Consider the following 11,425-nt stretch of genomic DNA (forward strand, 5'->3'; position numbering starts at 1 on the left):
CGGCTGGCTCCGGCCGCGCGGGGTGTCTTTGGAGAGGACAAGCCGGCATCGGTGTAGCCGGCCGATGTCAGCCAGCGTCGCGGCGGCGTCCGGCGGCCGCGACGCTTGTTGCGGAGGTGTGGGCCGTCAGTCGGCGTAGACGCCGGCGCCCTGAATCACCGGCTTCCACTTGGCGATCTCGGCGATGACGAAATCCTTGTGGAAGGCCGGGCTGCGGCGGTCCTTGGGCTCCGGCTCGGTGCCGAGGTCGGCGAAGCGCGCGACGACCTTCGGGTCGTTGAGCGCGACGTCGAGGGCGGCGTTGAGCTTGTCGACGATGGCCTTGGGCGTGCCCTTGGGGGCGTAGATGCCGTGCCACACCGCCACTTCGAAGTCCTTGAGGCCACTCTCCTGCATGGTGGGCAGGTCGGGCAGCGACTTCACGTGGTCCTTGGTGGTGACGGCATAGGCCTTCACCTTGCCGCCCTTGATCTGGCCGGTGGTGTTGGTGGTCTGGTCGCACATCAGATCGATCTGGCCGCCGACGAGGTCGTTCATGGCCGGACCCGTGCCCTGATAGGGAACGGTGGTCATCTGCGTGCCGATCGCGGACATGAACAGCATGCCGCACAGATGCGAGGCGGAGCCGACGCCGGCATTGCCGTAGGTCACCTTGTCCTTGTTCGCCTTCACGAATTCCACGGCATCGGCCATGGTCTTGGGCGCGAAGCCGGGCTTGGCGATCATCGTCATGGGCACGGCGGTGACGAGGCCCACGGCCTCGAAATCCGTCGCCGGGTTGTACGGCAGCTTGCGATAGAGCGTTGCCGCGGTGGCCTGGCCGATGTGGTGGAGCAGGATGGTGTAGCCATCGGGCGCGGCCTTCGCCACCTGGCCCGCGCCACGGGTGCCGCCAGCACCGCCCACATTCTCCACGATGACCTGCTGGCCCAGCGTCTTCGACATGGATTCCGCGACGAGGCGCGCCACCGTGTCGGTCGGGCCTCCGGCCGCGAAGGGGACCACCATGGTGATCGGCCGCGTGGGATAGTCCTGCGCTTTCGCCGTCGCCGTGAATCCGATCGCCGCGGCAAGCGCGAGGGCGGCCGAGAGCATTCGCATGGGCATGTCCTCCTCCAGGGATCCTTCAGCGTCCCTTTCCTATCCTTTTGAAGGTCGCACGCGCCCTTGCGTCAAGTCCCAATTGCCTCAACGTTACTGGCACCATGGCACCGCGTCCCTTGCCGAGGTGCCACCTTCTGGCCGCACCAAGGCCAAGCCTCCTTCCTCAACCCCATGTCCGGGCTTGGCTTTTCGAGACGTGTCGGAGGAGGAACCAGCCGTCCCGCCGCAGGTTCTCAAAGGACGATCTCGAAAGGAGACGCCATGAGAATCTCGCCCTCGCCCCTCAGCCGGGCCTTGCTCTCCACCGTGGCGCTGGCGCTCGCGGTTCCCGCCGTCGCTTCGCTGGCCGTTGCGACGCCGGCAGCCGCGCAGCAGGCGCAGAAACGGACCCAGGGCCAGCCCCAGCAGGCCGGCCGGGAGCGCGTGGACATCAACATCTTCTACGAGCCGCTGGCCGAGCATGGCAGCTGGGTGCGCCATCCAGATTACGACTACGTTTTCGTGCCTTCCGGCCTCGACGCCTCGTGGCGGCCCTATCAGGAGGGCCGCTGGCTGTGGACCGACGACTACGGCTGGTACTGGGATTCGGCAGAGCCGTTCGCCTGGGCGACTTACCACTATGGCCGCTGGGGCTATGAGCCGGCCTATGGCTGGTATTGGGTCCCGGGCGACACCTGGGCGCCGGCCTGGGTGACGTGGCGCAGCGGCGGCGGAAAGACCGGCTGGGCACCGATCGCTCCCGATTCCCGCGGCTATGCCTATGGCGCTCCGCGTGTGATGGATCCGCCGGTCGCGGAAAGCTGGGTGTTCGTCGAAAACCGCTACCTCGCCGCGCCGGAGCTGGCGCTGCACGTGGCGCCGATTGCGCAGATCGCCGTGTGGCTGTCGCGGGACAATCCCCGCGTCTACCAGCCGGTGTATCGCGACGGCGTGGTGATGACCCGCTTCGTCGACCGTCGCGAATTCGATTCGGTGGTGCAGGGGGGCATCCCCTCGCGCCGCGTGGTGTTCGTGGACAATTACCGCGACGAGTTCGACGACCGCGGCGGTTACGTGGGCATCTACGGCCCCCGGGTCGCCCGCGCCAACCGCGTGCCGCCGCCGCCGCGCTTCGAGCGGGAGATCCCGCAGGACCGGCGCATTCTGGTGCGCAACTATGTGGGCGAGCGAGTGCCCGGCCTCGCGGCACCCTCGGCGGCACTGCTCTCGGTCATCGACGACAACCAGCGTCGCCAGCTCCGCGAGCAGCGCTGGTCCGGCAACAACCGCGCCTATGAGCGCGAGATCGAGCAGTTGCGCGACCGCCAGCGTGATCGCCTCCAGCAGACGGTGCAGGACGCCAACCGCGATGCCAAGGAACTGCAGGAGAAGCGCCTGGAAGCCATCAAGGCGCGCAACGAGAAGCTGCAGCAGCGGGTGGAGCAGCGGCAGGAGCGGGCACAGCAGGTGATCGACAAGATCCGACAGGAGCGGCCGAACGCCGTGCCGGCCCGCGCCACCGACGATAATCGTCCCGGTGGTCCCAATGCCCGACCCGGCGCGCCCATGCCGCCGCCCGGCCCGGGCGAGGCCGCGCGCCCGGGCGCGCCCGGCACGCCGCAGCGCAATCCCGATGCACCGGCGACCCCGCCGGACCGCACCCCGCCCAATGCGGCGCGTCCCGACACCCCCCGCAGCGGCCAGCCGGAGCGCAGCGAGCGTCAGGCGGAGCCGGACCGCGCCCGCCAGCCGGACACGCCGCCCGCCGCCAATCCCGCCGAGCGCAAGGACCGTCAGGCCCAGCCCGATCAGGGACGCCAGCCGGAGACACCGCCCAACCGGCCGGCCAATCCTTCCCAGCCCCGGCCCGACGGGAATGCGCGTCAGGAGCAGAACGGCTCGCAGAACCGTCCGCCGGTGCCCACCGGTCCGGACCGGGGGCGCGAGGAACGTCCTTCCCCTGGGCAGATGGACCAGCCGAAGAACGCCCCCTCCCCGCGCGCCGAGCGCGAGCGGCCCGAGCGCGCGACGCCGCCGGAGCGGCCCAGCCCGGATCGCCCCCGCCCGGCCGAACGGGCGGCGACGCCGGAGCGCGCCAGTCCAGAACGGGCGACCCCCGAGCGCCCCGCGCCGCAGCGGGCCGCGCCGGCCGAGCGACCGGCCAATCGGGCGCAGAGCGATGGTCCGGCACGCGAGCCGGCCGCTGCCGCCGCACGTGAGCGCGTCCAGCCCGGCCCGACGCCGGGAGGCGCCGCCGCCGCCCGTCCCGGCCCTGCCGCCCCGGCTGCACGGCCCGGCGGCCCGGCTGGCCCGGGAGGAGCCGCTGGCGGACCGGGCGGCGACGGACCCGGCCGCAACTGACGCTGAAACGAAAAAGGCCGCCCTTCGGGGCGGCCTTCTTCATTGGGACAGGCTGAAGCGGGCTTCAGCCCACCGCGCTTTGGGCGTTCACGCTCTGGCGCTTCATCTGGAGCTTGTTGAGCGCCGTGATGTAAGCCTGCGCGGACGCGACCAGCGTGTCCGGATTGGCGGCGCGGGCGGTGACCACCTTGCCGTTCTCCTCGAGGCGCACCGACACCTCTGCCTGCGCGTCCGTCCCCTCGGTCACGGCGTGGACCTGATAGAGGTCGAGCTTGGCCTGATGCGGCACCAGCGCCTTGATGGCGTTGAAAGTGGCATCCACCGGACCGTTGCCCTCTGCCTCCTCGGTCTTCACCTCGCCGTCCACGGAGAGGCGCATGGTGGCGCGCTGCGGCCCGTGGGTGCCGGCGATGACCGACAGGGAGAGCAGCTTGATGCGGTCGTGGGAGAGGGCGATCTCCTGGTCCACCAGCGCCTCGATATCCTCGTCGTAGACCACCTTCTTGCGGTCGGCGAGATCCTTGAAGCGGGCGAATGCGTCGTTGAGGGCGTTCTCGCCCAGCTCGTACCCGAGCGTCTTCAGCTTGTCGCGGAAGGCGGCGCGGCCGGAGTGCTTGCCCATGACCAGCGAGGTCTTGGTGACGCCCACGCTCTCGGGGGTCATGATCTCGTAGGTCTGGTTGTTCTTCAGCATCCCGTCCTGATGGATGCCGCTCTCGTGGGCGAAGGCGTTCCGGCCCACGATCGCCTTGTTGTACTGTACCGGGAAGGAGGTCACCGCCGATACCAGCTTGGACGCGCGGGTGAGCGCGTGGGTATTCACGCTCGTCTGGTAGGGCAGCACGTCACGCCGCACCGACAGCGCCATCACCACCTCTTCCAGCGCCGCATTGCCCGCGCGCTCGCCGATGCCGTTGATGGTGCATTCGATCTGCCGGGCGCCGCCTTCGAGGCCGGCCAGCGAATTCGCCACCGCGAGGCCGAGGTCGTTGTGGCAGTGGACGGAGAAGATCGCCTTGTCCGCGTTCGGCACCTTCTCGCGCATGGTGCGGAACATGGTGCGGTATTCGTCCGGCGTGGCGTAGCCCACCGTGTCCGGCAGGTTGATGGTGGTGGCGCCGCACTTGATGGCCATCTCCACGCAGCGGGCGAGATAGTCGAGCGGCGTGCGGGTGGCATCCATGGCCGACCACTCCACGTCCTCCACCAGGTTGCGGGCCTGGGTGACGGTGGCGGCGATGATCTCCAGCACCTCCTCCTGCGACTTGCGCATCTGGTGCTCCAGATGGATCGGCGAGGTGGAGACGAACGTGTGGATGCGGCCGCGGCGGGCATGGCGCACCGCCTCGCCGCAGCGGGCGATGTCGCCGGGGATGGCGCGGGCGAGGCCGGCGATGGTCGCATTCTTGGCCCGGCGGGCGATCTCCGCCACGCTCTCGAAATCGCCGATGGAGGCGATGGGGAAGCCTGCCTCTATCACGTCCACGCCCATCTCGTCGAGCAGAGCAGCGACCTCCAGCTTCTCCTCGAAGGTCATGGAGGCGCCGGGGCACTGCTCGCCGTCGCGCAGGGTGGTGTCGAAGATCACGACGCGGTCGTTGGCGCCGGCGGTGGCATTGGCAGTCATGAGCATGGTCCTTCTCGCGTCCGGCGCGGCCCGTCTGGCGGGGATATGTTGTCCGGATCATAAGCCGAAACGGGCGCCGGGTCTTCAAGCCCGGCGGCGGAGGTTCCCCTGAGTGCCCAGGCGCAAGCCCGGCCGGCCCTCAGGGGCGGCTAAGGAGAAGAAGCGCGCGCAGAATAAGAGCGTTGCCCGGAACCTTGATGGTCCGGGGCTGAGACGCGGCGGTCTTGGTCGTGCGGGACGACACGGGGGCGCTCTGCTCTTCGCTCACGAGTACGGGATGCCGCTCTTAGCCGAACCGGCCGACGGAAGCAAGGCCCGTGGGCAAGAGCGGTCGGGGACGCCACCACGCGGCGCCCCCGTTTTCTCAGAACGTGTAGGTCACGCGCGTGTTGAACGAGCGGCCCATGCCGGCGACCGGGAAGCCCCATGCCGCAGACGTCCCCATCATCGACGAGACCTGGTAGTTCACGAGGTTCGCGCCGCCGAGGGGGAGGTTGTAGTTGGTGTCCAGGATGTTCTCGACCCCAAAGTCGAAGCGGAACTGCTGCCACTCGTAGCTGGTGCGGAAGTTGAGCAGGGCGTAGGCCGAGGTCTCCAGCTCGTTGCGCACCTGGCTCACCAGCACCTTGGCCGCCACCATCTGCAGCTCGAGGCTGTTGGTCCAGCTGCCGAGCTTGTGGTCCACCGCAATGACACCGTTCAGCGGCATCATGTGGTAAAGGTTCACGCCGTCGGTGCGCTGGCCCTGCACGAAGTTCAGGTTTCCGCGGAAGACGCCCTGCCCCCAGGCGAGGTCGTTCCACAGCTCCATCTTGCCGTCGATGTTCACGCCATAGAGCCACGCGTCGTGGTTGGCGAACTGCAGGAAGACGAAATTGTTGGTGACGTAGGCATTGTTGGGCTGGCTGGCGAGGCAGCCCGCCAGCAGGCAACGGTCGGCGTCGATGTAGTTGACCACATAGCTGTAGTACGGCGAGACGCGCAGCTCCCAGGCGTTGCGCACCGGATCGTGCCAGGTGGCAGTGAAGCTCGCGGTGTGGGCCGCCTCCGGCTTGAGGTCCAGATTGCCCACGTAGCCGTTGCCGTCGCCGAACCAGCCGATCATGTCCATGGCCATGGGGTTCGTGGACCAGGCATAGCGCTCGTAGAAATTCGGCGAGCGGGTCTTCCGGGCGAGGCCGAACTCGTAGGTGCTGGCGGCGTTTGCGTCGTAGCGCAGCATGGCGGAGGCATCGACGTTGAAGTCGGTGCGGGCGTGGCTCTGGGCGTTGAAGAGCGCGGCATCGAGGCCGTACATCATGTCGTTGTAGCCATGGACGTCGCCGGTGTTCATCCACACCACGTCGTTGCGCACACCCAGCACGGCGGTCCAGCGGTCGTCGATCCTGCGCTCCCACTCGCCATAGATGCCGGCGCGCAGCTTCTGGCCATTGTTGATGCTCTGGAAGGTGTCCGGTCCCATCATCATGGAGCCGGCAACGGGCGGCCACCAGTCATCGAGATTGTTGTAGTAAAGCTCGTTGCCTATCCGCAGCGTATCGCGGGCGGAGAGCGCCAGCGTGCCCTTCAGCGAATAGCCGATGTCGGTCGCCTTGGTGTCCATGGGCATGTCGCCGGTCTTGTCCGGCGCGACGAAGCCCATGGTGTGGCGGATCTGGTTGGCGAAGACGTTGCCTTCCAGCTGGCCCCAGTCGAACTCGCCGAGATAGCGGCCGAAGGCGTTGAGGCTCTTGTTCTCCACGAGGTCCATATACTGGTTGGGATAGCCCTCGTAAGGGATGAACTGGCCGCCGATGCCCACCGTGAACAGCTGGTCGGCGACTTTCTTCGAGATGGTCAGCGCGTGGTTCTGGGTCTCATATAGGGTGGACTTGATGGTGGTGCCGTCGCCCGCCACATAGTCGCTCGCCTTGGCCCAGCCGCCGGTATAGGTCACGCTGGTGTCGGCATTGGAGACGGTGGCCGTGGCGTCGACCCCGTAGCTGTTATTGTTGCTCCGATAATAGCCGGAGACGCTGCCCGAGACGGTGAGTTGCTCGCCCTCGGTGAACTTCGGGGGCGCCACCGTCACGTTCACCCGCGCGCCCGTGTAGTCGCCGCCGACGCTCACCGGTGCGGTGGCCGTATAGACCTTCACGTTGGCGATCATCGCCGGATTGACGAAGGAAAAGGGCGGATTCATCTGGTTCGGGCAGGCGATGCCGAACAGCATGCCATTGACCGCGACCTGTACCCGGTCCGCCCCCATGCCGTTCACTGCCGGCAGGCTCGAGACCCCACCTGCGCCCCAGGCTGCGCCGCCGGGGATGCGGCTGAGCAGCGAACCGGAATCGCTGGTCCATAGCGTCGCGGCCTGCGCCTCGCTGCCGGAGATGAGCGCAATGTCCGCCGGGGAGAAGTTGCTGGAATCGGCGCCGGCACCCGAGGCCGTCGCCGCCGGCGTGGTGGCCCGCACGGTCACGGGCGGCAGTTCGGTGGACGGCTGCGGGCCGGTCTGCGCCATTGCGGGCGCGATGAACGTCGGCATCAGGACCAGCGCGAGCGCGGACGGCGCGAACAGGGCGGTGCTGCGCGCGAAAGTGCCGCGCAGCCGGGACAGGGTCCCGGCGGAGAGAATGGGGGATGGCATTTGCGTGTCCTCGCGCTCGCAGGCCGGCGGGATGAGGCGCGGCAGAGCGGAATTGTTTTTGGTGCGGTAGACCTTGGCCGCGCCGACGCGCACCCGTCTGCCTGCCTTGCAAGCTGACGGGTCGCAGCATTCCCAGTCGTGAAACGGGAGAACGCACGGACCGTGGGACAGCGCGCCCGGCCCCGCGCCGCGTCAGCGGCGAGACCGGACGACTTCAGGCCGCCGCGGGAGGTGCACGCGCCCGGAAGGCGCTCAGGACATGGGTGTGAAGCGGCGCGGAGGGCGCACCGAAATCGAGCCGGAGCGCGCCGGTGAGCGGCGCGAGGTCCGGCACCGGCGGTGGTGGCGGCAGAGCGGGCAGATCCGCCCGTGCAAGGCAGGCCTGGCAATGGCGATGCTGCGCCGGGTCGCCGTCATGTCCGCCATCTGAATTCGCGCCGGAGGCGGCCGCGCTGATGCACAGCTCCGGGTCCATGCCGATGGGCATCGACCCGAGGGCGAAGCCGGTGAGCACGGCCTGCAGGACCAGCACATAGGCGACAGCCCAGCCGGCAACACGCGCCGCGACGCGGCCCGCGGCTCTTTCAGCCACGTGTCGTGCGAATGCGTTGATGCCCCTGCGTCCAGCCATGTGCCGCTCCCGCCACAGGAGTACCATTCCTCACGGGAATGTGTAACGGCGGAATGGGCTGCCGACCCTGCGGACGGCAGCCGGGACGCACGGTCCGCAAACACTGTTGCAAACTTGCCGCAGATTTCGCCTGGTCAGGCGGCGCCAAGGGGTAGCGCCGCCCTAAATCAGATACGGCTGCTCATGGTCAGCAGCTCATAGCGGGCCACGGTGTCGCCATCCTGGTTGAACACTTCCGCATCCCAGCGCACCTCGCCGTATTCCGGCTTGCGGGCGGGCTGCTTGTTCTTGACCGTCAGCCGCACACGGATGGCATCCCCCGGCGAAACGGGCTTCAGGAAGCGCAGCGAATCGAGCCCGTAGTTGGCGAGCAGCGGCCCCGGCGCCGGGTCGACGAACAGGCCGGCCGCGAACGACAGGATGAGGTAGCCGTGCGCCACGCGGCCGGGGAAGAAGGGGTTCGCCTTCGCCGCCTCCTCATCCATGTGGGCATAGAACGTATCGCCGGTGAAATGGGCGAAATGCTCGATGTCTTCCAGCGTGATGGTGCGCGATGCCGTTTCCACCGTGTCGCCCACGCTGAGGGCATCGAACTTGCGCTTGAAGGGATGCTCGGCGGCGATCGGAGCTGGCGCACCGGAGAGCCACGTGCGCGTCAGGGCCGAGAGGCGGGCGGGCGAACCCTCGATGGCGGTGCGCTGCATGTAGTGGAACACGCCGCGCAGGCCGCCCATCTCCTCGCCGCCGCCGGCCCGGCCCGGACCACCATGGACGAGGCCCGGCAGCGGTGAGCCGTGGCCGGTGGATTCCTTGGCGCAGTCGCGGTCGATCAGCACAAGGCGGCCGTGATGGGCGGCGATGCCGAACACCAGTTCCTCCGCCACCGCCGGATCATAGGTATAGACCGAGGCGACGAGGCTGCCCTCGCCCTTGGCCACCAGCGCCAGCGCATCAGAGAGCGTGTCATAGCCCATCACGGTCGCGACGGGGCCGAAGGCTTCCACCGCGTGCGGCGCCGTGGCCTTGAGCGGTTCGGGGCAGCGCAGCAGCACCGGGGCCATGAAGGCGCCGGTGGCGGCATCCGCCCCCACGGGCGCGACAGCCTCGGGATCGCCGAACACGATCTCCGCCTCGGCCGCGATCTCCTTCACCGCCTCCTGTGTGGCGGTGCGCTGGGCGCGGCTGGCGAGCGGGCCCATGCGCACGTCGTCGCGGCGCGGGTCGCCCACGGCGATGGCGGCGAGACGGGCGGAGAGGGCCGCGATCACCGCGTTTTCCTGCGCCTTCGGCACGATGATGCGGCGGATGGCGGTGCACTTCTGGCCCGCCTTCACCGTCATCTCGCGCACCACCTCGGCGATGAACAGGTCGAACTCGGGCGTGCCCTCCACCGCGTCCGGTCCGAGTACGGCGGCATTGAGCGAATCCCGCTCGGCGATAAAGCGCACCGCGTTGCGCGAGACCGCCGGATGGTCGCGCAGCGCCTGCGAGGTCGCGGCCGAGCCGGTGAAGGAGAGCACGTCCTGCCCCGTGAGGTGATCGAGCAGGTCCCCCGCCGATCCGGCGACGAACTGCAGCGCCCCCGCCGGCAGGATGTTCGCCTCGATGATGAGCTTCACCACGGCCTCGGCCACATACGCGGTGGCCGTGGCCGGCTTGGTGATGACCGGCATGCCGGCGAGGATCGCCGGGGCCAGTTTCTCCAGCATACCCCAGCAGGGGAAGTTGAAGGCGTTCACATGAACCGCGACGCCATGGAGCGGGGTCAAGACATGGAGGCCGATGAAGGTGCCGTTCTTCGACAGGGCCTCCGGCGCGCCTTCCACCACGAAGCGCTCGCCCGGCAGCTCCCGCCGCCCGCGCGAGGCGTAGGCGTAGAGGGTGCCGATGCCGCCGTCGATGTCGAAGAAATTGTCCCTCTTGGTGGCGCCGGTGTCGGCCGCGAGCGCGTAAAGCGCGTCCTTGTGGGCCGTGAGGTGGGCGCCGAGGGCCTTCAGCATGTCGGCCCGCTGATGGAAGGTGAGGCGCCGCAGCGCCGGCCCGCCCACCTCGCGTGCATGGCGCACCATGGCCGCGAAATCGAGCCCGCGGGTGGAGGCCCGCGCCACCACGCGCCCATCGATGGCGCTCGGAATGTCCACCAGTCCTGCCTCGGGGGTGAACCAGCGGTCGCGGGCGTAGCTGTCGAGGATTTTGGTCATTGGGTCCCTCCCTTGGGAGCGCCGGCCTTCAGCCAGTCTGCGAATGTTTTCCCCTCGGCCGCGAGCTGGGCGAGGAGCGGTGCGGGGTCTGAGCCGGCGCCGCCGGTGGCGTGGGCGGCTTCGACTTCGGCGAGGATGGTGGGAAGACCAAGGGCGTCGGCGGCGTGCATGGGGCCGCCTTTGAGGCGCGGGAAGCCGTAGCCGTTGACGAAGGCAAGGTCGATGTCGGACGGGCGCAGCGCGATGCCTTCGGCGAGTTCCTTCGCGCCTTCATTGGCCATCACAGCGAGCAGCCGGAGCTGGATCTCTTCGGGGGTGAAGGATCGCGGCTGAATGCCCTTGGCGGCGCGGGCCTGCTCGATGATCTGCGTGACGACCGGATCGGTGGTCCGGTTGCCCGCCGCGTCGTAGGCATACCAGCCGCCTTGGGTCTTGCGGCCGAGCCGACCCGCCTCCACCAGAGCATCGGCGATGGAAACGTAGCGCTCGTTCGGGTCCCGCGTCGCCGCCCGGCGCTTCCGCATGGCGTAGGCGATGTCGAGGCCGGACATGTCCGACACCGCGAAGATGCCCATGGCGAAGCCGAAGGCCTCCAGCGCCGCATCCACCTGTTCGGGGCTGGCGCCGTCCTCCACCAGATATTCCGCATGACGCCGATACACGGCATAGATGCGGTTGCCGATGAAGCCGTCGCAATTGCCTGCAACGACCGGCTGCTTGCCCATCTTCTTGGCGAGGGCGAGGGCGGTCGCCAGCACATCCGGCGCGGTGTGGGTGGCTTTGACCATCTCCAGCAGCTTCATGATGTTGGCCGGGGCGAAGAAGTGCAGGCCCACCACATCCTGCGGCCGGGAGGTCGCGGCGGCGATGGCGTCGAGGTCGAGATAGGAGGT

The 11,425-nt window shown here is 68.7% G+C and carries 7 protein-coding genes; 1 reads left to right on the forward strand and 6 read right to left on the reverse strand.

Translation table 11 applies throughout. The features are described 5' to 3' along the window. Nucleotides 1–126: 126 nt before the first annotated feature. Complete coding sequence (locus ACT535_RS08175; RefSeq protein ID WP_168460376.1) at nucleotides 127–1,101, reverse strand: tripartite tricarboxylate transporter substrate binding protein BugD; 975 nt, start codon at nucleotides 1,099–1,101, stop codon at nucleotides 127–129. Nucleotides 1,102–1,365: 264 nt separating this feature from the next. Between ACT535_RS08175 and ACT535_RS08180 the strand changes: the two genes are divergently transcribed. Beyond that, entirely contained in the window at nucleotides 1,366–3,444 is a 2,079-nt protein-coding gene (locus tag ACT535_RS08180) for a DUF6600 domain-containing protein (RefSeq protein WP_476363965.1), read from the forward strand. A 64-nt stretch (nucleotides 3,445–3,508) separates the two neighbouring features. Here the strand turns inward: ACT535_RS08180 and ACT535_RS08185 are convergent, their stop codons facing one another. The 5 genes from ACT535_RS08185 to ACT535_RS08205 all read right to left on the reverse strand — a co-directional run. Beyond that, entirely contained in the window at nucleotides 3,509–5,071 is a 1,563-nt protein-coding gene (locus ACT535_RS08185) for a 2-isopropylmalate synthase (protein ID WP_168460378.1), read from the reverse strand. Nucleotides 5,072–5,435: 364 nt separating this feature from the next. Then, the gene (locus tag ACT535_RS08190; RefSeq protein ID WP_476363966.1) at nucleotides 5,436–7,700 is read right to left on the reverse strand and encodes a TonB-dependent receptor; all 2,265 of its coding nucleotides are present in this window, start codon (nucleotides 7,698–7,700) and stop codon (nucleotides 5,436–5,438) included. A 214-nt stretch (nucleotides 7,701–7,914) separates the two neighbouring features. After that, nucleotides 7,915–8,331, reverse strand: coding sequence for a hypothetical protein (locus ACT535_RS08195; protein WP_476363967.1), 417 nt, complete (start codon nucleotides 8,329–8,331; stop codon nucleotides 7,915–7,917). Nucleotides 8,332–8,498: 167 nt separating this feature from the next. Next, nucleotides 8,499–10,532 carry a phenylacetic acid degradation bifunctional protein PaaZ gene (paaZ, locus tag ACT535_RS08200; protein ID WP_476363968.1) on the reverse strand — a complete coding sequence of 678 codons (2,034 nt, stop codon included), beginning with the start codon at nucleotides 10,530–10,532 and terminating at the stop codon, nucleotides 8,499–8,501. Beyond that, on the reverse strand, nucleotides 10,529–11,425 hold an 897-nt coding region (locus tag ACT535_RS08205; RefSeq protein WP_476363969.1), incomplete at its 5' end, for a 3-hydroxyacyl-CoA dehydrogenase. The genes ACT535_RS08205 and paaZ, both read right to left, overlap by 4 nt.

It is taken from the genome of Xanthobacter sp. DMC12 (genome assembly GCF_056314105.1).

Coding starts and splice junctions, on each gene's coding strand:
- ACT535_RS08175 (WP_168460376.1), bottom strand. CDS start 1,101: ATGCGAATGCTCTCGGCCGCCCTCGCGCTTGCCGCGGCGATCGGATTC.
- ACT535_RS08180 (WP_476363965.1), top strand. CDS start 1,366: ATGAGAATCTCGCCCTCGCCCCTCAGCCGGGCCTTGCTCTCCACCGTG.
- ACT535_RS08185 (WP_168460378.1), bottom strand. CDS start 5,071: ATGACTGCCAATGCCACCGCCGGCGCCAACGACCGCGTCGTGATCTTC.
- ACT535_RS08190 (WP_476363966.1), bottom strand. CDS start 7,700: ATGCCATCCCCCATTCTCTCCGCCGGGACCCTGTCCCGGCTGCGCGGC.
- ACT535_RS08195 (WP_476363967.1), bottom strand. CDS start 8,331: ATGGCTGGACGCAGGGGCATCAACGCATTCGCACGACACGTGGCTGAA.
- paaZ (WP_476363968.1), bottom strand. CDS start 10,532: ATGACCAAAATCCTCGACAGCTACGCCCGCGACCGCTGGTTCACCCCC.